General features: G+C 49.2%; 21 protein-coding genes. 18 read left to right on the top strand and 3 right to left on the bottom strand.

Annotated features, from left to right (window positions below):
- Nucleotides 1-221: 221 nt before the first annotated feature.
- Nucleotides 222-626, bottom strand: a complete 405-nt coding sequence (locus KZ483_RS16355; RefSeq protein WP_220348516.1) for a DUF6223 family protein — start codon at nt 624-626, stop codon at nt 222-224.
- 278 nt (nt 627-904) lie between these two features.
- Between KZ483_RS16355 and KZ483_RS16350 the strand changes: the two genes are divergently transcribed.
- From KZ483_RS16350 to KZ483_RS16335, 4 genes are all read left to right on the top strand, one after another.
- A complete protein-coding gene (locus tag KZ483_RS16350; RefSeq protein ID WP_220348515.1) occupies nt 905-1,591 on the top strand; it encodes a response regulator transcription factor in 687 nt (228 codons plus the stop codon).
- The gene (locus KZ483_RS16345) at nt 1,588-2,925 is read left to right on the top strand and encodes a sensor histidine kinase (RefSeq protein WP_220348514.1); all 1,338 of its coding nucleotides are present in this window, start codon (nt 1,588-1,590) and stop codon (nt 2,923-2,925) included. Before KZ483_RS16350 ends, KZ483_RS16345 begins: the two co-directional genes overlap by 4 nt.
- A gap of 109 nt (nt 2,926-3,034) precedes the next feature.
- The gene (locus tag KZ483_RS16340) at nt 3,035-3,202 is read left to right on the top strand and encodes a hypothetical protein (RefSeq protein ID WP_220348513.1); all 168 of its coding nucleotides are present in this window, start codon (nt 3,035-3,037) and stop codon (nt 3,200-3,202) included.
- 197 nt (nt 3,203-3,399) lie between these two features.
- Complete coding sequence (locus KZ483_RS16335; RefSeq protein ID WP_258881288.1) at nt 3,400-4,050, top strand: YitT family protein; 651 nt, start codon at nt 3,400-3,402, stop codon at nt 4,048-4,050.
- 79 nt (nt 4,051-4,129) lie between these two features.
- Here the strand turns inward: KZ483_RS16335 and KZ483_RS16330 are convergent, their stop codons facing one another.
- On the bottom strand, nt 4,130-4,708 hold the full coding sequence (locus KZ483_RS16330; protein WP_220348511.1) for a class I SAM-dependent methyltransferase: 579 nt from the start codon (nt 4,706-4,708) through the stop codon (nt 4,130-4,132).
- A 295-nt stretch (nt 4,709-5,003) separates the two neighbouring features.
- Between KZ483_RS16330 and ppdK the strand changes: the two genes are divergently transcribed.
- The 5 genes from ppdK (at nt 5,004) to KZ483_RS16305 (ending at nt 11,579) form a co-directional block, all read left to right on the top strand.
- Nucleotides 5,004-7,685: a pyruvate, phosphate dikinase gene (gene ppdK / locus KZ483_RS16325; protein ID WP_220348510.1), complete on the top strand. Its 2,682-nt coding sequence runs from the start codon at nt 5,004-5,006 to the stop codon at nt 7,683-7,685.
- Nucleotides 7,686-7,807: 122 nt separating this feature from the next.
- Nucleotides 7,808-8,263, top strand: coding sequence for a CBO0543 family protein (locus KZ483_RS16320; protein WP_220348509.1), 456 nt, complete (start codon nt 7,808-7,810; stop codon nt 8,261-8,263).
- 171 nt (nt 8,264-8,434) lie between these two features.
- Nucleotides 8,435-9,724, top strand: a complete 1,290-nt coding sequence (locus KZ483_RS16315; RefSeq protein WP_397376117.1) for an ArsB/NhaD family transporter — start codon at nt 8,435-8,437, stop codon at nt 9,722-9,724.
- A gap of 9 nt (nt 9,725-9,733) precedes the next feature.
- Entirely contained in the window at nt 9,734-10,030 is a 297-nt protein-coding gene (locus tag KZ483_RS16310; protein WP_220348508.1) for a hypothetical protein, read from the top strand.
- Between the two features lie 319 nt (nt 10,031-10,349).
- Nucleotides 10,350-11,579: a hypothetical protein gene (locus tag KZ483_RS16305; RefSeq protein WP_220348506.1), complete on the top strand. Its 1,230-nt coding sequence runs from the start codon at nt 10,350-10,352 to the stop codon at nt 11,577-11,579.
- 94 nt (nt 11,580-11,673) lie between these two features.
- On the opposite strand, the gene KZ483_RS28645 is transcribed toward KZ483_RS16305, so the two are convergent.
- Nucleotides 11,674-11,805, bottom strand: coding sequence for a hypothetical protein (locus tag KZ483_RS28645; protein ID WP_258881287.1), 132 nt, complete (start codon nt 11,803-11,805; stop codon nt 11,674-11,676).
- Between the two features lie 125 nt (nt 11,806-11,930).
- Between KZ483_RS28645 and KZ483_RS16300 the strand changes: the two genes are divergently transcribed.
- The 9 genes from KZ483_RS16300 to KZ483_RS16260 all read left to right on the top strand — a co-directional run bounded on the left by KZ483_RS16300 (nt 11,931) and on the right by KZ483_RS16260 (nt 23,077).
- Nucleotides 11,931-12,239: a hypothetical protein gene (locus tag KZ483_RS16300; RefSeq protein ID WP_220348505.1), complete on the top strand. Its 309-nt coding sequence runs from the start codon at nt 11,931-11,933 to the stop codon at nt 12,237-12,239.
- Nucleotides 12,205-12,810, top strand: a complete 606-nt coding sequence (locus KZ483_RS16295; RefSeq protein ID WP_220348504.1) for a DNA polymerase ligase N-terminal domain-containing protein — start codon at nt 12,205-12,207, stop codon at nt 12,808-12,810. The genes KZ483_RS16300 and KZ483_RS16295 overlap by 35 nt, the downstream gene beginning before the upstream one ends.
- Before the next feature lie 3 nt (nt 12,811-12,813).
- Nucleotides 12,814-13,266: an ATP-binding protein gene (locus KZ483_RS16290; protein WP_220348502.1), complete on the top strand. Its 453-nt coding sequence runs from the start codon at nt 12,814-12,816 to the stop codon at nt 13,264-13,266.
- A gap of 314 nt (nt 13,267-13,580) precedes the next feature.
- Nucleotides 13,581-14,444 (top strand): ABC transporter permease, encoded by an 864-nt coding sequence (locus KZ483_RS16285; RefSeq protein WP_397376210.1) that lies wholly within the window; start codon nt 13,581-13,583, stop codon nt 14,442-14,444.
- Nucleotides 14,445-14,471: 27 nt separating this feature from the next.
- Complete coding sequence (locus KZ483_RS16280; RefSeq protein WP_220348499.1) at nt 14,472-15,353, top strand: carbohydrate ABC transporter permease; 882 nt, start codon at nt 14,472-14,474, stop codon at nt 15,351-15,353.
- An 85-nt stretch (nt 15,354-15,438) separates the two neighbouring features.
- Nucleotides 15,439-17,073: an ABC transporter substrate-binding protein gene (locus KZ483_RS16275; protein ID WP_220348497.1), complete on the top strand. Its 1,635-nt coding sequence runs from the start codon at nt 15,439-15,441 to the stop codon at nt 17,071-17,073.
- 132 nt (nt 17,074-17,205) lie between these two features.
- Nucleotides 17,206-20,607: a heparinase II/III domain-containing protein gene (locus KZ483_RS16270; RefSeq protein ID WP_220348495.1), complete on the top strand. Its 3,402-nt coding sequence runs from the start codon at nt 17,206-17,208 to the stop codon at nt 20,605-20,607.
- Between the two features lie 95 nt (nt 20,608-20,702).
- Nucleotides 20,703-22,277 (top strand): glycoside hydrolase family 43 protein, encoded by a 1,575-nt coding sequence (locus KZ483_RS16265; protein ID WP_220348494.1) that lies wholly within the window; start codon nt 20,703-20,705, stop codon nt 22,275-22,277.
- Entirely contained in the window at nt 22,274-23,077 is an 804-nt protein-coding gene (locus KZ483_RS16260) for an alpha/beta fold hydrolase (protein WP_220348493.1), read from the top strand. The genes KZ483_RS16265 and KZ483_RS16260 overlap by 4 nt, the downstream gene beginning before the upstream one ends.
- The last annotated feature ends 198 nt before the right edge of the window (nt 23,078-23,275 follow it).

Genomic DNA, 23,275 nt, shown 5'->3' with positions numbered 1-23,275 from the left:
GACCCGGAGGCTGTGCCTCCGGGTCCTTCGTATTAATTCTTCGTCTTCCTCAAGCAATACGACGTCGAGTACGGTCGTTTGCCTGTCGAAGATAACGGGAAGGAGGGTACTTGTTTGCTTACCAGGGAACGAGAACCGTGCAATTTGTTCACCGGCACTCAAATTGGTTAATCTGGTTCGTTGAAGGACAGGAACCACAACGGAGAGCACCATGGCCCGGGTCAGCCGGCGCGGCGGGAGCGGGCCAGAGTCAGCCCAGCGAGGACCATGCCGGTCAGCCCCATCACAATGGCCACGATGGCCCCGGCTCGCCCGCTGCCGGTGCCGAAACCACCGGTGAAGTTGGCCAGATGCAGCCCAGCGTAGACTATGACGATCAGCGCCACCACCGCGGCCACGATAGCCCCGCGTCGCCCGGAGCCGGTGCCGAAACGACCGGCGGAGCGGGCCAGAGACAGCCCGCCGATGACCGCGCTGATCAGCCCCACCACCGCGTCCATCGTGGCCCAGAGTCGACCGGGGGTTAATCCGTATACGACATTACCGTTGGTCACTTCAGCAGAGGCAATAGTTGGAACAAGCAGAAATGCACAAAGTATTATGAATGAAACTAGCTTCATTTTCATTTGTTAATCACTCCTCTTTGTTGTTTTTAAAAAACTGACACAATGTAACGTACCCTGATAGGGGCCACTCTTTCTCCTCCTAGATTCTTTTTTCTAGCGGGTTGAATTTTCTATTTATGTACACCTTGCTGCCGCGTTCATCTCATGCTCAAACATAGTTTATCAAGCCGATGTTAAGGACTTGTGGAGAACATATTCTTTTTTCATGGTGTTTATGTTTTTGCTTAAAAATAAAGCTATAATACGAGTAAAAACGGCAGAAGGAAGCGGGGTTTTAGATGGAAACAACTATACTTCTGGTTGACGATGAAGTGAAAATGCTTGAGGCGATGGCTTCATATTTACAAAATGAAGGGTTTCGGATTGTGAGCGCCACGACGGGCAAGGATGCGCTGACTGCAGCCAGAACGGAGCGTCCGGCTTTGGTTGTTTTAGACTGGATGCTTCCGGGAATGAGCGGCATTGAAGTTTGCCGCGAACTTCGGAACATAGGGTCTTATGGAATCATTATGTTGACGGCAAAAACAGAGGAGACGGACAAAATTATCGGTTTGGAAATCGGAGCCGACGATTACATGACAAAGCCTTACAGTTTGAGAGAGTTGGCGGCGAGAATACGTTCCGTATTACGCCGCATTCAGGGTAAATCCGAAGAAATTCAGACGATGCTAAGGGGAGACTTGACGATTATCGAATCGAAATGCCAAGTCATGAAGGAAGGCGCGGAAATTGTTCTTACTCCTACAGAATTCAAATTACTGATTACTTTGGCCGCAAAGCCCGGTATAGTTTTCAGTCGGCTTCAACTGATGAAATCGGTCATGCAAGATGATTTCATCAACTACGAGCGCACAATCGATTCCCATATCAGCAATTTGCGGAAAAAAATCGAGAACGATCCGGCGATCCCGAAATATATTCAAACCGTGTTCGGATTCGGTTATCGATTCGGTGACAAGTTATGAACGTTCAGTGGTGCATCGGAGATAAATTGTTTGGCGCGATGGCGGTTCTGGTTCTTTTTGTCACGGTGGGCTACTATGGGGCAACCCAAGGATACTTAGAAAGCCGTTTTGAACGTTACTTCAAAGAAAAAACGACAGAGTTGTTTGAAATCTACTATAAGGAGCATAAAAATTCATGGGAAGGCATAGAGGAAATGAAGATTTCAGACGGATTGGAGCAGAGAAATACGGATCAACGCGAGATTGCCTTGTCTCCTGATGAAAACATCTTGTTTTTTAGAGGGTCGAGCGTTCCCGGGTCGTTGATACAGCAGGGGAAACTGAATACAGTCATGGTAAACGGAACGACGGTCGGCACGATCTATGTCGACGGGTGGGAATCGGCCGAAGATTATCTATTAAAGAAGTATATACTGGACTCCATGCGCACCCAAGGTTTATGGGTACCGGCCTTAACGGGGATCATTGCATTGCTTCTTGGCTTATGGTTAACCAAGAAATTAACGCAGCCCCTGAAACGTCTCATCCCCGCCATACACAAAATTGCAGCCCAAGAGCTTCACATTCGCATTCCCGTGACAACAAGAGATGAATTCGGGAAAGTAACCGAAGCGCTCAATCATATGGCACAGCAGTTGTTTCGCGCAGAAGAGGTACGAAAAAATTTGACAGCCGATGTGGCGCATGAGTTAAGGACGCCGCTTTCCATTATTCAATGTCATATGGAAATGATACAAGAGGGAGGACGGGACATTCCTCCGGAAACCTTATTGCCTATACAGGATGAAGTAATTCGTTTGTCCAAGCTCGTCGACGATCTCCACCAGTTAACGCTGGCCGAAGCGGGTAAATTGCAGCTAGACCGATCCAAGGCCGATCTTGTTCCCGTTTTGGATCGGATCATCGATATGTTAAAGCCGGAAGCGGAAGAACGACATATCGAAATTGTTCGCTCGTATCCGGCACAAAAAATGAATGCGTTCATTGATCCTAACAGGATTACGCAAGTATTCTATAATTTGCTGATCAATGCCATGCGTTATACCTCGTCCGGTGGAAAGATTTCGATCCGAATTACGGATACTTCCCATGACGAGTCGCGTTTCGCTTCCGTCTCGATTACGGACACCGGAGTCGGTATCGCGGCGGAGCAGCTCCCCTTCCTGTTCGACCGTTTTTATCGCGTTGAAGAATCACGTTCCCGTCATACGGGCGGCATGGGTCTGGGACTTGCAATTGCAAAAGAATTTGTCGAGGCTCATCGAGGCTCCATTTCGGTACAAAGTGAGGTAGGTCGTGGGACCCAGTTTACCGTGTATCTGCCTTGTGCATAGCAAATTGCGAATATAATCAACGGATGCGAGGTCCGTTCAGGGCATGAATATTACATCATATAAGTATCTACAATACTTAAGAATGCCACAACTGAAGGAGGTGCAGTCCATGGAACAAAATGATCAGAACGGCACCGTCAAGAATACTTACCATGAGGCAACACGGTATGTTCAAAATGCGATTGAGAAGGTTAAAGAGGGAAGTTCAAATATCGATGAGGCAACAGAGAACCTTGTGAACCAAACATTTAATAAGCATAAGAACAATCGAAAATAATTCGGGTGCTTACCTGCGCAAGACCGCTTTAAAGAACCGGAGGACAACCCTCCGGTTTTTTATTATCCTTAAAGTTAACTTCAGAGTGAAGAAACAAACTCCGCCGCCAAGGACGGCGTCAGCAGGTTCCGCCAGCCTAACGCATCACCGATTTTATTACCCGCAGCTTAGTGAACCAGGCGAATATCCATAACCGGATGCATATACATAAGACAGGCAGTATCCGGGGGGCTTGGTTCACTTTGATTTCGCTGAAAAAAATCGCTGCGATTGTTGCCGGAAGCGTCCTGATCGCGGTCGGGATCAATTTTTTCCTTGTACCCTTGAGGCTTCTGGATGGCGGGGTAATTGGAATTGCGCTCATTATCAACTATCTGTTTAAATTAAAGGTCGGTCTTGTCATGTTATTGTGCAGTATTCCTATCTTAGCTCTATCCTGGTATTACAAGCTGCGAGGTACGCTGTACTACAGTATCAACGGCCTTCTCTTTTCAAGCTATATGATCGATTTGCTGGAGCCTTATCAATATTATTTTCTCTATTATGTAGACTGGACGCCGTTCACAAGATCCGTAATCGGCGGAGCGGTAATAGGTACCGGAATCGGCATTATGCTCAGACATGATTGTTCGACCGGAGGAATGGATTTGCTGGCGAAATTTATTTCCAAGCACTTACCGGTGAATGTGGGTGTCCTTATTTTAATCATGGATGCAATTATTATAAGCTTCGGGAAACTGCTGCTGCCAGAAGATACCTTCCTGCTCTCCTTTATTACCATAATTGCCGGAGGGATCGCCACAAGCTTATGCACGCTGAATCTTCCAGCAACAGCACATAATATTTAAGCGGCCAATATATGAACTTAAAGCCCCTGCACCGGTGCAGGGGCTTTGCATGATAGGCGGATAACCGGGCACAGATAATTCAGGGCTTATTTTTCCAGGCGATAAGCGCATCGACTGGTGGATGGTTGATTCCGAACGATTGGACAAACGCGCGATTCTCCGACGTATGGAAGTTTTTAAGAATTGTAACCTCATATCCCAGTCTCGCGAAATCTTCCGGCTCCCATCCGCTGTAATGGGTCTGATATTTCTCACCGCTTAATCCGTAATGATCAACAGACTGCGGAAAGAAACCTCTCGGCGTGAAAATAATGACCCGGTTACGCGCCACCAATTCCGCCTTTTTCAAAAGCGCCAGTCCGTCCTGCTTGGTGAAATGCTCAATCGTATCGACGAGCGTCACCATTTGAAACGTTTTCGGCAAAAACAGACGGTTAATATCCTGGGCATCGGCATTAATTGGAATGATACGGGGAGATGTGTAAACTCTTTTCTCCAAATACGGACGGTGGATATCAAGTGCGACGATAAAGCGGGCCGCATACTGCTCGAGCAGAACACCAATTCCGCTGCCGATGTCAAGAATGCTTACCGAAGATGCCATCAGACCGTTCAATATAGAAATAAAGTCACGGTTGTATGTTTCGTTCACAGCCATTTTCTATCGCTCCTTCTTCCGGATTAATCATAGCCATAGCTTTGTATAGTTTATAGAGATGGTTATCATCCTGCTTGTGCCCTTACCCCGAGTCAACATATTTCTATGTGTGCAGAAATGGAAAACTGGCCGGAATCACCTGCACTCAGTGATTTTAAGTACACCTTAAATGTGTATATATTGTGTAATATATAAAATTATATTGCGTATTAAATATGGAATATGTATATTAAAGATGTGATAAATGGCAGAATCATGCTGCATATTGAATTTCGTTAAAGGGGAGATAAGCTGAATGAATCAAAAACAAGTGTACGGCTTCACTGAGGGAAATGCCGGAATGAAAACTCTGCTGGGTGGAAAGGGTGCGAATTTGGCGGAGATGACGCGCGTTGGTCTTCCCGTCCCGAAGGGATTCACCATAACGACAGACGCTTGCAAAGCCTATCTTCATCATGAACGGAATCTGCCGCAGGGCATCATGACGCAAATCACAGAGGCAATGGCAGACTTGGAAGCGAGAACGGGACAAGGCTTCGGAGAACGGGAAAATCCGCTGCTTGTCTCAGTCAGATCCGGATCCGTTACCTCAATGCCCGGAATGATGGATACGATCCTGAATTTGGGTTTGAATGACGAATCGGTTGAAGGTCTGGCCAAGCTAACGGGCAACCCGCGTTTTGCTTATGACTGTTACCGCAGGTTAATGCAGATGTTCGGCAATGTCGTCCTCGGTATTGAGCATATCCACTTTGACCGTCTTCTCCAACAATTAAAAACGGAAGAAGGCGTCATGGACGACCAGGAGGTTTCAGCAGACGGCTGGATAAGGCTGACGGGCCTTTACAACAGTTGTTATATCAAGCATGCCAATCGACCTTTCCCGCAAAATGTCCACGAACAGCTGCAGCTTGCAATTGAGGCGGTATTCGGTTCATGGAACAATCCAAGGGCAATCGTTTACAGGAAAATAAATCAGATCCCGGATGATCAAGGAACAGCTGTTAACGTTCAGTGTATGGTGTTCGGCAATAAAGGAAACGACTGCGGAACCGGAGTCGTATTTACACGAAATCCATCAACCGGTGAAACCGGGTTATACGGAGAATACTTAATCAACGCTCAGGGAGAGGATGTTGTTGCAGGCATTCGAACCCCCCAGCCGATCCAAACACTTCATGAAGAAATGCCCGATGTTTATGAGCAGCTGTCACGGGTGGCGAATGGGCTCGAACTGCATTATAAAGACATGCAGGACATCGAGTTCACGGTAGAGAACGGCAAGTTGTATCTGCTCCAAACCCGGGGCGGCAAGAGGAACGCGCAGGCGGCACTTAAAATCGCGGTCGATCTGGTCACTGAGGGTTTGCTCCGGAAGGAGGATGCCTTGAACCGAATAGAGGCTGCCCACCTTGACCAGCTCCTGCATAGAGGCATTGATGAAGCAGCGGTGAAAGATCTATTGGCGACCGGGCTGCCCGCTTCTCCCGGTGCGGCGGCTGGTCAGATCGTGTTCGATGCGGATACGGCTGAAGAATGGGCGCGTTCGGGAAAACAAGTCATTCTGGTCAGACCTGAAACAACGCCTGAAGACATCCATGGCGTCCTGGCTGCCGAAGGAATTCTTACCAGCCGGGGCGGCATGACGAGCCATGCGGCTGTAGTGGCCAGAGGCATGGGCAAACCCTGCGTTTGCGGCTGCGAATCGATCCGGATTCAACTCGAGGAAAAACGAATATTGGTCGATGGCAGATCGTTGACAGAGGGGGAGTGGCTGACTCTTGACGGCGGGAGCGGCCGTGTCATTGCTGGAATTGTACCGCTCCGCGAAGCGGAGATTACGCCTGAGCTTGAGCGGATGCTTGAATGGGCGGATGAAGTCCGGACCTTGAAGGTACTCGCAAATGCGGATAGCCCTCAGGATGCGAGAACTGCAAGAGAGTTCGGCGCCGAGGGAATCGGATTATGCCGCACCGAGCATATGTTCCTTTCGCCTGCGAAGCTGCCTATCGTGCAGAAGATGATTTTGGCGGAAAGCAAAGAAGAACGCGTTCAAGCGCTGGCGCAGCTCCTGCCGATGCAGCAGCAGGATTTCGAGGAAATATTCGAGCAGATGGACGGACTTCCCGTTACGATTCGCCTCCTTGATCCGCCGCTGCATGAGTTTCTGCCTAATTCGGCCGAACTGCAGAAGCAGCTCGCTCAGCTGGGTGAGGGCCAAGCTGATGCGGAACCGGAACGCCGAAGACTGACCGTTCTATTACAGAAGGTGAATTCTCTGCATGAGGCGAATCCAATGCTCGGCCAACGGGGCTGCAGACTGGGGATCGTCTATCCGGAAATATACGACATGCAGACCGAGGCGATATTTAAAGCCGCCTTAAAGTGCGTCGACGCTGGAATAAAGGTTCTGCCCGAAATTATGATCCCTCTTGTCGGACACGATTCGGAGCTAAAGCTGCTTAGAGAGCGTGTCGAAGCTTTGGCCCGCGAAATTCTCGGAGAAGAGAAGGGAAGAAGACTGGATTATAAGATAGGAACCATGATCGAGGTTCCCCGTGCTGCGCTGACCGCACATAGAATTGCGCCGTATGCCGATTTTTTCTCTTTCGGAACGAACGATTTGACACAGATGACGCTTGGGTACAGCCGCGATGATGCCGAAGGGAAATTCTTAACCCACTATATCGATCAGAAGCTTCTTTCCCACAACCCGTTCCAGGTATTGGATACGGAAGGAGTCGGCCGCCTGATCGAGATGGCCGTATCGGCCGGCAGATCGGTGAAGCCTTCTCTCAAAACAGGCATATGCGGGGAACACGGAGGAGATAAAGAGTCCATCTTTTTCTGCCAGCGGGTTGGATTGAATTATGTAAGCTGTTCACCTTACCGGATTCCACTTGCCCGAATAGCCGCGGCACAGGCCTGGATCCAATGGAATGGCGAACAAAGCCGTGAAACGGCGAAAGCCGGATAGAATCCTGAGGCCTTCTTGACCGTAGAGTCAAAGAGGTTATCTTTAAGGAAATGTGGGAATAACTGCCGATACAGCGGACTAACCAGACACTATGCCGCAGCGAGGGAGCAGAGGCAAAGAACATGGTGTTATTTTGGGTTACGATCTTTCTAATAAATGTATTTGCCTTCATAGTGCCCAAGCATATCCCGTATTGGCAGATGTATGCTACATCGGCTTTTGCAGTGATGCTCCAGTTGGCCGTCGATATTTATCTGGATCTTAAATTAGATTTGTATGGGTATTTTAATAAAGGTGTAGACCCGCTGGGATTTGTTTACGAATTCGGGATTTTTCCGGCTTCAAACATTATATTTTTGAATTTCTGGGCGGTGCTCAAAGGCTTCTGGCCCAAATCATTATACCTGCTTGCTTGTGTCAGTGTAGCGACTTTTTATGAGTATTTGGCTCTCAAGAGCGGATATCTCTATTATAACGGCTGGAAATTATGGTACTCGTTTCTCGAATATCCGTTATTATTTATGATCCTGGTCGGCAACTGGCGTCTGCTCCAGCGACTGCAGCAAAGGTCGGCATAACAGGGTGAAAATATCATGTTCACTTGAATTTTTATTTCATTCTCAGTATAATAAAAATTAGTTGAATAATTGGTTTTTCGGAGGAGCCTGTCATTGACAGGCTTCTTTTTGCATTTTTTGGGGTTGCGAAGCAAACAATATGCCGGTATGAACCGCAGAAGGAGAGGCAGCATGGAACAACAAGCAATTTTGGCAATCGGACTATTTCTAATTATTTATGCGCTTATCATTTCGGAGAAAATTCATCGTACCATTGTCGCCATGATTGGCGGAGTGCTCATGGTGGCCCTCGGTATCGTCAATCAAGAAACAGCTCTGCACCATATTGATTTCAATACGCTTGGACTGCTTGTAGGAATGATGATCATAGTGAGCATAACGGCGGATACCGGCTTGTTCAAATATATCGCCATTTGGGCGGCCAAGAAAGCCAAGGGAAATCCGGTTCACATCATGGTTGCCCTGGCCCTGATAACGGCGGTCGGCTCAGCATTCTTGGATAATGTAACAACCGTTCTTCTAATGGTGCCCGTCACTTTCAGCATTACAAGACAACTAAGGGTTCCGCCTATGCCATTTCTGATCACTCAGATCATCGCATGCAATATCGGAGGAACTGCCACGTTGATCGGAGATCCGCCCAATATTATGATCGGAAGCGCGGTTCAAGAGCTTACCTTTATGGCGTTTATCGTGAACCTCGCCCCGATCGCAGCGATACTGATGGCGGTACATATTCCGATTTTCATTCTTTTATTCCGCAAGCAGCTTAAAACGTCTGCCGAGAATATGAAAAGCGTGATGGATCTGGATGAGAAACAACTGCTGTCGGACCGCAAGCTGCTCGTCAAGTGCTTGACGGTATTGGGAATTACGATAATCGGGTTTTTCCTGCATCAATCACTGCATCTTGAATCGGCAACCGTAGCGCTTGCCGGCGCATTCCTGCTGCTGCTGTTAACCGGCGAGCATATGATGGAGCAAGCATTGAGCCGCGTGGAATGGACCACCATCTTCTTTTTCGTAGGGTTGTTTGTTCTCGTCTCCGGACTGATCGAAACGGGAGTTATAGAGAAGCTGGCTGAGAAGGCGGTTGATTTGACCGACGGGGATCTGGTCGCGACGTCCATGTTAATACTGTGGCTGAGCGCGATCGCATCGGCGTTTCTCGATAACATTCCTTTCGTAGCCACAATGATCCCGATGATTCAAGATATGGGAACGATGGGAATAGACAATTTGGAGCCGCTCTGGTGGAGCCTTGCTCTGGGCGCGTGCCTTGGAGGCAATGGTACTCTTATAGGAGCAAGCGCGAATCTGATCGTCGCCGGTATGTCCGGGAAGGAAGGTCATCCTATTTCCTTCATGACCTATTTCAAATACGGCTTCCCGCTGATGCTGCTATCCATTGTGATTTCTACGGTATATATATACTGGAGATACTTGATGTATCTGATTTAAGAGGAAGGGATGAACAGGGCGATGATCGATTACCGCTATGATGAACAAAGCCTCCGAATTATAGAGGTTGATAATACGGAGGACATGGAGTTCAACATTCAAATCGTGGATGAAGGTGCTTATTTAGAGGGAATAAAACAGGTGAAAGCATTTTTTGACGATAATCGGGTTTATACCGACGTGTTGTTCTATGCATATAATAATAACGAATACCGTGTTATCGTGCGAGAAGATTATTATGTTGATTTTATACTGGCGATGTTCAAGCACCGGCTTCTGAAGTCGGTTGAGTGGAAGAACGCATAACCTGCCTATCCATAGTGGGGCTGTCCTGAAAGCTACTAAAGCTTATGGACAGCCCCTCTCCATTAGGAAACACCAATGGAGCGCATGCTTATTCAGGGCACCTGGACGCTCCGGCATTCAAAAAGACGCAAAATCGTTATTTCCAAACTTTATCTAGATTGTACCCGAACAGGCGGACAAAAAGCAGGTGCTAAAAATAGTTGTTGACAACGATTCTCAGTCTCAATAGAATAGACATTAGTTTGTTATTGAGAATGAAACTCAATAGCCGAAAACAATCAGCATATAGCCTTTGGGACAGAGAGGGGAACATGAACAAATGAAAGCTTCAAATTTGGTATTGGGTTCGATCCTTGCCGGAGGGCTGCTGCTATCCGGGTGTGGACAAACCAATCAGCCGCAGACTCCAGCGGCTAATGACGCGAAAGCAGCTGCCGACACTGCCGTAACGGCCGGAGAGCAGAAGGAAACCGGGAATACGCAGGGATCGGCCGCCGAGGTCAGCGAGAAGGCCGGACAAGGAGATTTCACCGGCGCTGTGAAAGAGCTTGTGGACGGTTTGAAGAAAGGCGCAGAAGCCGGTAAGGTCGACTGGGCTCAAACAAATAAACTGTACAACGAACAAATCCAATCTGTCGTAAAGGCATTAGACGAGGAAAATGAGAGCCAAACTGACGAACAATTGGTTGCCGCTGCGAAAGCGGGCGAGGAAGGATCACTTTCTGCCGGCGTCGTAGCCCAATTATACGATAAGCTGCTCCAAAAAACGGCATTCTTCAGTCTCCGTCACGATTTCAAGGAAGCTAACGGAAAATTTACCGATAAAGAGTTCGTTACAGGTGAATTGAAAGAAGCGCGTGGCGTCTATGACGGCATACTGAAAGGCATGGTTGAAAAGCGGGATAAGGCCTACGGCACGCAGCTGATTGAAGCCGTAAGCGGCGGGTTCGACCAGATGCAGCAGGCTGCCGATAAAGGTGATAATCTTGCTTACAATCTCGGCAAGCAGGTTGTAGACAAATCCTTGATGAAAGCTTTCTATCTGGCTTCCGGCGCGGAGAAAGGCTATGCATACAAGGTTGAACAAGCAGCCAAGGAAAACACGGATGAAGCGAAGGTGGAGCAAGCTGAAGGCTGGGCATTCTACCAGTCCTTGAAGAAATATCTGGAAGGAAGCGATCAAGCCTCTTCAGACTACATCAACAGTCAATTCGATCTCTCAAATGATGTAAAGAATGTTAAAGGCGATCTTATCAATAAAGCTTTCATCCGGGCATTCGCTGCCACAGCCAAAGGCGAGTACGGCGAAACGTTTGAAAATTGGGGCAAAGACAAAGCGGTCATTACTGCATTGGAAGGCGCACTGTTCATTGACGTAATCCGCGCCGACCTTCCGAAAGCACTTGGCGGAGAGGACAAAGCAAAGGCGCTTACAGATAACTCCCAGAAACTCCTCGATGAGGTGAAAGCGGGCAATAAGGAGAAGGCAGAAGCTCTTTTTAAAGCAGTCGAAGCCGATCTTAACAAGCTGACGGCTTACGGTAAGTAAAACTGATAAGCACGGGAAAGCACTACCTTCAGGAGTAGTGCTTTCTTGCTGTTTAAAGCGAACATTACGTTTCGCCGAATGGGCGCTATCGTCGTTATTTGTTGTTAAGATTCCGTAAAACCATCGGCATTTTCTTTTCTTCTTGCTTGAGTTCCTCTTCCTTCTTCTTATGATGCGGATTCCCGGATTTGAACCGTGCGGCATCCATTCCATCCATGATGTTCATTCAGACACCTCCTTATCGTTATGATGGCAACCGCTTAAACAAAATATCGGGTCCAATTGATGGGGATTTCGCTGATAAATACCGCTTGACGGGGGAAACATACAGATACAAAGGCGGTGTATACTGTGTGGATCATTAAAACCGAGCATATAAGAGATGCGGACGGCGGGACAGCTGCTTTGGAACTTGAAACCGAAGACAACCTGCTGGATGTCAATGTCAGGTGGGATGGCTGCATGGAAATATTTCTCTACTCCCTCACTGAGGAAAATCGCGAGCTGCAGGACAAGTTTCATACTTGCGATTTGAAAGGACTCATTACACAGCTGCAAACCCTTGACGGGATTTGTGGAACTTACTTCAATGAGGGAAGTTACTGGGAGCGGGAAGAACAAAATCATGATGAGACCGAGTTCGTTTTCTGGAACAGATAACAATATGTTGACCCGTTATAATGAAAAACGGGATTTTCGCATCAGCAGCGAGCCGGAAGGGCGGACAACGGGAACGGATAACGCAACGTTCGTCGTGCAAAAACATGATGCTACAACGCTTCATTATGACTTTCGCATTGCCGCCGGCGGCGTGCTGAAATCGTGGGCGGTCCCCAAGGGTCCTTCTACTGACCCAAGGGTTAAGAGGCTTGCCGTCCGGACGGAGGATCACCCCCTTGATTATGCGCACTTTGAGGGAGTTATCCCCGCAGGGCAGTATGGCGGCGGGACGGTTATCGTATGGGATAAAGGCACTTATCGAAGCCTCAAAGGAAACGATGGCCTCACTTTTCTAGAACAGCTCGAAACGAAAGGGCACATTAAAATATGGCTGGAAGGGGCCAAGCTAAGGGGCGGCTTTGCATTGACCAGAACAAACGGCAACCATTGGCTCCTCGTTAAAATGCGTGACAGTGAAGCGAATGATGCTGGCGGCAGCCCAACAGAAACCCGGCCTGAATCAGTGCTCACGGGTCTGACCATAGAAGAAATGAGGAGGAGGACGGAGTGAAGGATGTCTGAGGCGATTATTTTCATCGGCGTTCAGGGAGCCGGGAAATCCACCTTTTACAAGCGCCGTTTTTTCCGTACTCATATGCGTATTAATCTGGATATGCTGAAGACCAGAAGGCGGGAGCAGATTTTTCTGCAGGCGGCATTTGATGCCAAACAACCATTTGTGATTGACAACACGAACCCGGCGGCCGATGCGAGAAGAGGATATATTGCGTTATCAAAAAAAGCGGGTTTTCTAATTACCGGCTATTATTTCGAGACCCCGCTGGAAGACGCGCTGCAAAGAAATGATTCCAGGCTGGGTAAAGAACGCATCCCGGATAAGGCGGTACAAATTACGTATGGAAAAATGGAAATACCTAAATACGAAGAAGGCTTCGACGAATTATTCACGGTAAAACTGATGAAAGAAGATTATATTATCGAGCGAATTACGAAGGATTCAATTTAATGTTTTTGACGGGAAATTTAAGTGTTTATCGGTATGAATTCGGGTCGCGCAATAAGCGGCTCTTTTTTTTTCTCTTAAAAAACTGCGATTTAAGCTTAAAAATGCCTCATTCAGCTGTTTACAACCGCGTGTTAAAGTTAAGAAGTCGAAAAGACAAGATGCACAAGTCTATAAAATAGATGAACGTATTAAAAGGAGGTCATTATGTGAAAGAAGCTGCAGCAGTCCGAAACGGCGAAGTCAGAGATCGTCCAAAGCGGAAAGAGGCCTCTTTTATCAAAGAATTTCGCAAGAATTCAGCTCTTTACTTACTCATGGTTCCCGCTATTGTACTTATTTTTATTTTTTCTTATCTGCCGATGGGCGGCATTATCATTGCATTCCAGGATTTTAACCCTGTCAAGGGGATAACCGGCAGCGAATTTGTCGGGCTCGACAATTTCCAATTTTTCGTAAAATCAAGCGATACAATCAAAATTATCGCGAACACGCTTTTTTTGAATATTTTATTCATTTTTTTCGGTACGCTGGCTTCCATCACTATCGCAATAATGCTGTCGGAGCTTGGCGGCAAATGGTTTAAAAGAATCAGTCAGTCGCTTGTTACGCTCCCGAACTTCCTATCGTGGACGGTAATAGCCATGTTCTCGACATCACTGCTGGCTACGGACAATGGTATGCTGAACAAAGTTCTTGCTCTCTTCGGCGCAGCTCCGATCTCATTCTACTCAGAGCCCGGTTATTGGCCGGTCATTCTTGTTATGATCAGAATTTGGCAGGCCGCAGGTTTTGGTTCCATTATCTATCTCGCTACCATTTCGGGAATAAACCCGGACATTTACGAATCGGCATCGATCGACGGTGCCACACGGTGGTCGAAAATCCGTTTTATAACACTGCCGCTTCTTAAGCCGACCATCATTCTTATGCTTTTGCTGGCCATGGGCGGGATTTTTTACGGTGATTTCGGAATGATTTACGCGTTAGTCGGAAGAAACCCGGTGCTTTACCCGACAACGGATGTCATCGATACCTATGTATTCAGAGCACTGATGGATTTGGGCGATATGAGCATGGCCGCAGCCGTCGGCGTGTTCCAATCGGTAGTCGGATTTATTTTTGTAGTGGGAGCCAACCAACTGGCCCGCAAATTCAGTCCCGATTCGGCGTTATTCTAATTTCTTATCCAAGGCAGGTGAATCACCATGATCAAGGAAAGCAGCGGAGACCGCTTATTGAAGGCCCTATTTTATCTCTTGTTAACTTTGTTCTCACTTTATTGTCTCTTACCGTTTGTCACCGTAATATCCAGCTCGTTCTCGACGGAAACATCCATTCTCAAATACGGATACAGTATATTCCCCAAAGAATTTACTTTGGATGCGTATAAACTGATTTTCAGGGACGACACCATATACAGAGCGTATGGCGTAACGGCTTTCGTCACTGTGGTTGGAACAGCCTTGGCCATGATCGTGACCTGTGCGATAGCATATCCGCTCAGTGTGAAAACGCTGAAATACAAGAATGGCGTTAACTTTTACGTATACTTCACGATGCTGTTCCATGGCGGGTTGGTTGCAAACTACCTCCTCATTTCGAAATACCTGGGGATGAAGGACAGTATCTGGGTGCTCATCATTCCTGCGCTTGTCAGCCCGTGGAATATGTTTCTCATGAGGAACTTCTTCAAATCGATCGACGACTCGATTGCTGAATCCGCCAAGATTGACGGCGCCAACGACCTCTACATTTTGTTTAGGATCATTCTGCCTATTTCGCTTCCGGCTATCGCCACGGTAGGGTTGTTCTACGCGCTGGCGTTCTGGAACAAATGGTTCGAAGCGATGCTGTATATATCCGATGAAAAATTGTTTCCTCTTCAATATCTGATTATGCGGATCATGAACAATGCCGAATTCGCAAATGAGCTTTCCAGCAAAATCAATTTGCCGAATTACGTCGTTCCAACCTATACGACGCGGCTGGCGACTACGGTTGTAACGATCGGCCCGATCATATTCCTGTATCCGTTCCTGCAAAAGTATTTTGTAAAGGGACTCATGGTCGGCGCCGTCAAAGGTTAATGTAATTATCTGCCGGGTGGCTGAGCTCGCCCTTTGGGGCGGTTTAGTATATAATCTTCACACATTAAAGGGAGGATCAAAAACGATGAAGAGACAGTTGAAACGCTTGTCCATGCTGTTTGTGGTCACGGCAATGATGGTAACGGTGTTTGCCGCTTGCTCCAAGGCCGACAACGGCGGCACATCAGCAGGCAATGCGAGCAAAGAGCAGACAAATAACGGCGGGGGAAGCGCTCCGGAACCGGTAGAGCTCAAATTCATGCTGTTCGGGGACAAACCTGCGGACATGGATAAGGTACTGGCTGAATTCGAAAAACGTACGAAAGATACTCTTAACACGAAAATCAATATTGAGTTCAATCCGAATGCCGATCATAAACAAAAAGTGAAGCTGAAGCTTGCGGCAGGAGAAGAAGTTGACGCTGTGTTTGACGCAGCCTGGATGAACCTGACCCAAAATATCAGTCAAGGCTACTATCAGGAGCTCGATAAATATTTCAATAACGATGCATATCCGGGTCTCAAGAAAGCGTTTACTCCCGAATTCCTGGAAGCAAATAAAATAAACGGGCATATTTATGTCATTCCTTTTACAAACTTCTTCTACGATATGCCGGTTATTTACATCCGGAAGGATCTTCGCGAGAAGTTCGGCATGCAGCCGATCCAGTCGAATGATGATCTGCAGAAATATCTGGAGAAGGTACAGCAGGAAGAACCGACGATGATCCCATTCGGTCAGAAGGGCGACCGCGGTTTCTTCAAATTATTTGAGCCGGAAGGCAAAATAACGAATGTGCGGACAGATCCGAACTTTATCAGCGGAACCGGTGTATCGTTCAACGTCGCACTGTCGGGTGACGGCAAGAAGGTTCTCGGCGCTACAACGCTTGGCGATCCGGAAGCCGATTTCGCAAAATTCCCGGCGCCTTTCAACTCTTCGGACTACTTCTACAACCGTTATGACAAATATGTGGAATGGAACAAATACGTCCAAAAAGACGTGTTGAACGAGAAAGATGCCGAAGCGCTGTTTGTTTCCGGTAAATCAGCTGCGATGGAAGGCACGATTAACGGATCCTCCACCAAAAGGCAAAAACTGCAGAAGTCTGTTCCGGGTGCCGACCTTGAATACTACATGTATAAGTCCAATTACCGGTCCCTGCAGCCAGGCGCAATTCCGACAGACTTTAAAGCCTGGAACGACATTGCCATTCCGGTTACATCGAAAAACATCGAGCGTACCATGAAATTCTTCGATTGGATGTTCAGCAGCCAAGACAACCACGATCTGATAGAGCTTGGCATCGAAGGAGAGCACTGGACGAAGGACGGCGACAAGGGCTACAAAGGAACGGCGAATACGCCAAATTATATATTCCCGGGCTACGAAATGACGTGGAATCCGATTATGTCCAGAATCAGCTCTGATAATGACGCAGAAGCGATCAAAATTTTGGAATATCAAGGTAAGATGGATTCGTATTATAAAATTCCGGCTGCAGGATTTACCTTCAACCCCGAGCCGGTCAAGACTGAAATCGCAATGGTACAACCGAAATGGCAGGAATCCGTTCAACTCTTCAACGTCGGTTTGGATAAGAACTGGAAAGCTGACGCTGTCAAGCTGAACGAAGAGCTCCGTTCGCTCGGACTTGAAAAAATCCGCGCCGAATTGATTAAACAGCTGCAAGCTTACCTTGATAACGGCGGTAAATAAGCCCTTATCTCAATGAATGGTGAACGAAGGCTGAGTGCCGGCGTACGGTACGGGAATCATTCCCGGATGTACGCCGGCCTTTTCCATTCCTGCGTTGCTATGATAATCAGATAAGAAGTGGAGGGAATACCGATGATAAAGTTCGGTGTCGCTCCATCTTCCGCAGTCATTTACGAATATGATTTTGCGGAAGATTGGAGGCATTGGGAATGCATCGCACTTGATATCCAAATCCCGGATGGCCGGCCAATAGAGCTCGAAATAAAAGTATATCCCCTTGTCATAGGCAGGCCCGAGTATATCGAAAGTGCCACTGCCGTCGTGTCCGTTGCGGGAGAGGGCTGGAGGACTGTCGAGGTGTCTTTCGAACAGTTCGATTATTTGCAGATGACCGGGGCGTTCTGGCGTTTCATTCATAAGGCCGAGCTGAGTGTGCGTTCGCTGGGTGAAGATAAAGGTACATGCAGAACCGGAGAAGAGGTGCTTATCGACCGAATTCGTTTGAAGAAGCAAGGACGGATCGGCCTAGGGGCCGGGCTGCAGTCGAAATCGGCAAGTCCCGGGGAGACCGTCCGGTATGAGTTGTTTGTATCGAATGAAACGCAGGAGCTTCAAGCCGTTACTCTTAGTCATCAGCAGTATGGCTTTGAATCCATGAGAGCCGAGCTTGAGCCGAGGCATCTGCTGCTTGGCTCCGGCGAAACAGGCCGGGCGTGGCTAACCGTAGAGATGCATGAGGGGATCGCGCCCGGTGGCTTCGAAACGCATCAGGTGTTGGCCGTTCCCGGCGGGGATTCCAGCTTCGCTAAGAAACTGAAGCTGATTACGGTCAGAAGCCTTCCTCACCCGTATATCATCCATACCGAATCCGGATGGGAAGGTGTCAGGAGAAATATTCAAACATATGAATGGGCGCAAAACGGGCTTGAGAAATATATTAAGAAAGCCGAGGAGTGGATTGTTCCGCAGTCGCACGGTGCAGGGGCTCCTCATGCTTTCGAGCTGCACGAGCGGTTCAATCTGCATGCGGCGGCGGTCGCGTGGAAGCTGACAGGCCGGAATGAGTTTCTGGGCAAGGCGGTACTGCTGCTGCGCCGCTTTGCAGATCCGCAGACCGGTTATCCCGGCACGTCGGCGCCGATATTCGGAATTCTATCCTCCCGCGAAGAAGCGCAGAGAAGCTGTCCCACGGCTGTCAAGGTATGCGGCGGCGGACTGATTCATGAAGGCGAATTTATGCTTGATGTCGCATCGTGCTACGATTTGCTGTATAACGAAGACTGCTGGACGGAAAGCGATCGCAACATGATTGAAATGGCTTTCAGGCTGTTTATTGATAAAATAGACTGGGCGATTACCGACGGAGATACGAACAATATCCCGTCCGGCGCCATGATAGGCGCCCTTCTGTGCAGCTTGGCGATCGGGGATATGCACTGGATTCGCCGGTTCATTAGCGGCCCGGGCGGTTTTATGGATATGATCGCAACGGGGATCATGGACGACGGCTGGTATTTCGAGGGAGCTTCCAACTATGTGGTGCTGTTCGCGGACATGTTCACGCGCGCGGTTCATGCATGCGCGCCGTGGGGCATTAATTTGAAGGATATGCAGGTGCCGCCGTCGTACAACAGAAACGCGATGCTCTCCCCATGGTCGTTCCCGCGTGAAAAGCCGTTTCTTGGCATGTCTTTCGAGAAATATGGCCCCGTCAACCGCAATTACCGTTCGGTCCGCGACGTGTGGGATGCAATGCTGCCGTTTATCGATTACCGAGGCATTCTGTTTGCGGCCAACGATTCCACCGAGAAGGATATGGTCGGATGGTACGATTTGGCTTACCACGTCTGGCGCGAGCCGAAATATGCCGAGGTGCTCAGGCACGCCGACCGGCGCGATTTGATCTACGGAATCGGGGAGCTTCCCGAACAAACCGGTATCCCCTCGTATTCCAAATCGGCGGATGCTCCCAATGTCGGGCTTACCGTGCTTCGTTCGCAGACGGCGGGAAGAACCGATGCGCAGCAAATTCAAGCAGTTATCAAATACGGCTCGCACGGCGGATATCACGGACATTTCGACCGCACAGGCCTGTTGTCGCTAATGCGCCACGGCAGGCATACCTACAGCCCGCTTGCTTCGTGGTACAGCTATTTTCCTTTCATGTTCAAAATGTGGGTCCAAACCTCCATGGCTCACAATATGGTTGTCGTGGATGGCCGGATGCAGGAGCCGGCGCCCTCCGGAAAGCTGTTATTTCACAGCGGTTCAATGATGCAAGCTTGTGCTGTAGAAACGACGGCCCGCTGGAGCGATCCGCCTTATGGCGGGCAGACCCCGTATCCGGAGCGGTTTCCGGAGGAAAGGTGTCTGATCGAAGGCAGAGATATGCCCAACCCTGAGGAGCCAAGGCAGCAGGGTGACATCGGTACGTATTCCGAGCCTGTCCTGCAGCGCCGTCTATTAATTGTGACGGATGATTATGCGATCGTTGCCGATTACCTTCGCGGCGGGGAAATGCACGAATTCGACTGCCTTTATCATTTTCAAGGCTATGAAGGAATCCGTGCAAGAGAGCTGAAGTATGTCGGGCATACCGGTCAATTCAACCCCGATCCGTACAATGCCGGGCAGTTTATTACCGACTGCGACTGGTATGAGTGCGAGTCGCCGGCATTAATCCGGTTCTCCCATGAATACGACAGAGATCGGGATGACCGGGACGGACGGCATTTGCTGTATAACGAGAACGGCCGCATGAATGTGGAGATGCATGCGCTATGGCCTCCTAAGCAGGAGATCGTGACCGGCTGGTATGCGGAAGCGGATGCGGTGAACAAACGGGTCTCTTATCAGGTGTCGGGTGACGGCCTAACTTTGGCGGAAGGAAGGTTCGGTGCTTGGATTCTTGGAATTCGGCATATTAATGTTCCGCTTGAAGGCGTTCAGGAGCTTATGCTTATTGCTGAGGTTGAGCGTGCGGTTAAGAAAACGTTGTTCTGGGGCGACGCATTCATCACCACGGAGAACGGGAGGCGGATTCATCTTTCCGAGCTGCCGGTTCGTTATGAAAATGTCGATCCCGGCCACGGCATCGGCATCGATTATTACGGAGGGCCGGTTCATCTGGAGGGTGAACCGTACGAACAGGCAGTACCTTTCGAGCCGGAGGACCGTTCCCTTCCTGCCAAAGCATGGATCGACCTGTCCGGCATCGGGGCCGTGAAATTTGAAGCTGTCATCGGCGGAGATTATCCGCTCGGCATTGATCCGGCACGCCGCAAAACGATCAGCTTCCGCACTCGCGGCAAGGAAGCCCGGTTCCTGAGCATGCTTGAACCTCATGAAGGCGATTCGAGGATCGATTCGGCCGAGGCATTGTCTGCGGGAGAGATAATAATCCTGCTTAAAGACGGGCGGAAGCAGCAGGTGACCTTTACCGGCCTGGATGGGGACGGCAGTCAAATTGCAATTGGTCTTAAGGAATATAAAGGCGTAGAGCTGATCAGGGAAGAGACGGCGGGAGGGCAATAATTCTGGCCAATCCTTTTAGTATACTTATTTGAACAACCCGATGCCGGCTATGTCTCGGCAGTTCGCCGGCTTCGAACAATATTAGGAGGAGCAGGATGATATATAATCCGATATTAAGAGGCTTTAATCCCGACCCGTCGATGATAAGGGTAAGGGATGATTATTACATTGCAACCTCGACCTTCGAATGGTTTCCGGGCGTTCAGATTCACCACTCTCGGGATCTGGTGAACTGGCGGCTGCTTACTCATCCGCTGCAGCGGGTTTCGCAGCTCGATCTTAGGGGAGCGCAGAGCTCCGGAGGCGTTTGGGCCCCGCATTTATCCTATGATAATGGCATTTTCTATTTAATTTATACGGATGTGAAAAACCGCAAGGGTCCTTACAAGGACACACACAATTACATGGTCACAGCTGCGGATATACTCGGACCTTGGTCGGAACCTGTATATTTAAACAGCAGCGGCTTTGATCCGGCGCTGTTTCATGATGACGACGCCCGGAAGTGGCTTGTAAATATGAGATGGGATTTCCGTAAAGGAAGAAGCAGATTTTCCGGCATCGTGCTGCAGGAATATTCGCCTGACGAGAAGAAGCTGGTGGGACCGGTCCGCGAAATTAGCAAGGGGAGCAGGCTCGGTGTAACGGAAGGCCCGCAGCTGTATAAGCGGGCGGAATATTATTATCTGCTGCTGGCGGAAGGCGGAACCGGCTACAACCATGCGGCCACATTGGCCAAGTCTCGTCATATTGAAGGGCCGTATGAGTTCGATCCCGAATACCCGCTGCTTACGACGATAGACAGCCCCGAGCATCCGCTGCTCAAGGCCGGTCATGGTTCGCTTGTTCAGACACAAGGCGGCGAGTGGTTTATGGCCCACCTTTGCGCCAGACCGCTGCCGGGCCGGATGCTTTGCCCGCTCGGAAGGGAAACGGCACTCCAGCGAGTGGAATGGACGGAGGAGGGCTGGCTGCGGCTCGCCGGGGGCGGCAAGCTTCCACAGCTGAAAGTGCCCTCGCCGGGACTGCGAGAGCACAGGTTCCCTAAGCTGCCGGAGAAGGACGACTTTGAGAAAGACGAGCTTAACAACCATTTCCAGACGCTTCGGATTCCTGCTGAGGACAGCTGGCTTAGCCTTAGCGAACGTCCCGGCTATCTACGGCTTCGCGGACAGGAATCGCTGTATTCCTGGAACAGACAAAGCATGGTCGCCCGGAGATTGCAGCATTACCGCGCGGAAGCGGAGACCTGCGTTGAGTTCGATCCGGAGCATTATATGCAGATGGCGGGTCTAATCTGTTATTACGACGAGGCGGATCATTTCTATCTGCTCATCAGTCGGGATGAGGAACGGGGCAAGCATGTGCGGCTGATCGTGAGCCGTCTTGGAGCTTGTGACGAACCGGACGGCGCTGCTGTTTCCATAGAAGGGTGGGAGAGCTGCCGGCTGAAAGTAGCCGTCGAAACCGATAAGGTGCAGTTTTACTGCTCAGAGAACGAAATTTCCTGGATTCCCGTTGGTCCGAGCCTTGACCTTGGTCAGCTGTCGGATGAATACGAAGGGAAGCTGGGCTTCACCGGAACATTTATCGGGATGTGCGTTCAGGACTTGGCCGGTACACGCAAGCACGCGGACTTCGACTATTTCCGTTACAAGGAGTTTTTATGAATCAAATCCAAGCCGGGAAGATCAAGGTGAACGGGACCGAGCTTTATTACGAAAGCCTTGGAAGCGGCGAAGCCGTTGTGTTACTGCACGGACATTCGGTGGACCGGCGAATGTGGGACCCCCAATTTGAGGCGTTGGCAGCGAAATACAGGGTTATTCGTTACGATATGCGCGGTTATGGACTTTCCTCCATGCCCGTGGAAGACGAGCCATTCCTTCATGCCGATGATTTATATTCACTTATGAAGGAGCTGGGCGTAACAACGGCTCATCTGGTGGGGTTGTCGATGGGTTCTTTTACGGCACTTGATTTTCTTGCACTGCACCCGGAGTGTGTAAGCTCCGTTTCGGTAGCAAGCGGAGCAATCTATTACGAGGATGATGAGGATCATCAATCATCTGCGAAGCCTGGCGATAAAAGCGGAGTGGATGTGGAACAGCATAAACGGATATGGTTCGGGCAGATGCAGGAAGCGTGCGGCCCGCATTGGATGGAAATCAAGAACACACTGTGGGAAATGATCTCCGAATGGTCCGCCTGGCAGGCCAACCACAGGGAGGCCCGTACGTTTATCGGTCCATCCCTTGGCGGCTTGCTGCGAAGCTTGCCGCGCAACGTGCCGCTGCTTGTTATCATTGGTATGAGTGATAATGCGGGCAGCCTGCGCTCCTCCGATAAACTCCTCCGGCTGATGCCCTCCGCACGCCCCGTTTATCTGCCTGATTCCGGACATTTTTCAAATATGGAAACACCGGAACTATTTACAAAGGAATTGACCCGCTTTCTTGATAGCGTATAATTAAATTATCGGTAATAGCGAATTGGACAGGCCTGGCACCGAGCTTTCGGTGACAGGCCGTTAATTTGTAATCGATCACTAAAGAAGGCGACCTTGCGCAACCGGTCTTTTTTCAATCATCGCAAAAAACTGACATCATCTCTTTAAAAACTTCATTTCCGCCAGGGGCGTAATGAGATACGATATCGTTGTCGAAAT

This window comes from Paenibacillus sp. sptzw28, assembly GCF_019550795.1.
Classification (GTDB): domain Bacteria; phylum Bacillota; class Bacilli; order Paenibacillales; family Paenibacillaceae; genus Paenibacillus_Z.
The sequence above is the reverse complement of the archived record's forward strand: the minus strand, read 5'-3'. Positions and strand labels throughout refer to the sequence as shown.

Bases quoted from the DNA above. Each gene is read 5' to 3' on its own strand.
- KZ483_RS16330 (WP_220348511.1), bottom strand. From the start codon at position 4,708: ATGGCTGTGAACGAAACATACAACCGTGACTTTATTTCTATATTGAAC.
- KZ483_RS16280 (WP_220348499.1), top strand. From the start codon at position 14,472: ATGATCAAGGAAAGCAGCGGAGACCGCTTATTGAAGGCCCTATTTTAT.
- KZ483_RS16260 (WP_220348493.1), top strand. From the start codon at position 22,274: ATGAATCAAATCCAAGCCGGGAAGATCAAGGTGAACGGGACCGAGCTT.
- KZ483_RS16320 (WP_220348509.1), top strand. From the start codon at position 7,808: ATGGTGTTATTTTGGGTTACGATCTTTCTAATAAATGTATTTGCCTTC.
- KZ483_RS16310 (WP_220348508.1), top strand. From the start codon at position 9,734: ATGAACAGGGCGATGATCGATTACCGCTATGATGAACAAAGCCTCCGA.
- ppdK (WP_220348510.1), top strand. From the start codon at position 5,004: ATGAATCAAAAACAAGTGTACGGCTTCACTGAGGGAAATGCCGGAATG.
- KZ483_RS16265 (WP_220348494.1), top strand. From the start codon at position 20,703: ATGATATATAATCCGATATTAAGAGGCTTTAATCCCGACCCGTCGATG.
- KZ483_RS16345 (WP_220348514.1), top strand. From the start codon at position 1,588: ATGAACGTTCAGTGGTGCATCGGAGATAAATTGTTTGGCGCGATGGCG.
- KZ483_RS16305 (WP_220348506.1), top strand. From the start codon at position 10,350: ATGAAAGCTTCAAATTTGGTATTGGGTTCGATCCTTGCCGGAGGGCTG.
- KZ483_RS16290 (WP_220348502.1), top strand. From the start codon at position 12,814: ATGTCTGAGGCGATTATTTTCATCGGCGTTCAGGGAGCCGGGAAATCC.
- KZ483_RS16275 (WP_220348497.1), top strand. From the start codon at position 15,439: ATGAAGAGACAGTTGAAACGCTTGTCCATGCTGTTTGTGGTCACGGCA.
- KZ483_RS16335 (WP_258881288.1), top strand. From the start codon at position 3,400: ATGCATATACATAAGACAGGCAGTATCCGGGGGGCTTGGTTCACTTTG.
- KZ483_RS16315 (WP_397376117.1), top strand. From the start codon at position 8,435: ATGGAACAACAAGCAATTTTGGCAATCGGACTATTTCTAATTATTTAT.
- KZ483_RS28645 (WP_258881287.1), bottom strand. From the start codon at position 11,805: ATGAACATCATGGATGGAATGGATGCCGCACGGTTCAAATCCGGGAAT.
- KZ483_RS16350 (WP_220348515.1), top strand. From the start codon at position 905: ATGGAAACAACTATACTTCTGGTTGACGATGAAGTGAAAATGCTTGAG.
- KZ483_RS16285 (WP_397376210.1), top strand. From the start codon at position 13,581: ATGGTTCCCGCTATTGTACTTATTTTTATTTTTTCTTATCTGCCGATG.
- KZ483_RS16340 (WP_220348513.1), top strand. From the start codon at position 3,035: ATGGAACAAAATGATCAGAACGGCACCGTCAAGAATACTTACCATGAG.
- KZ483_RS16355 (WP_220348516.1), bottom strand. From the start codon at position 626: ATGAAAATGAAGCTAGTTTCATTCATAATACTTTGTGCATTTCTGCTT.
- KZ483_RS16295 (WP_220348504.1), top strand. From the start codon at position 12,205: ATGATGAGACCGAGTTCGTTTTCTGGAACAGATAACAATATGTTGACC.
- KZ483_RS16270 (WP_220348495.1), top strand. From the start codon at position 17,206: ATGATAAAGTTCGGTGTCGCTCCATCTTCCGCAGTCATTTACGAATAT.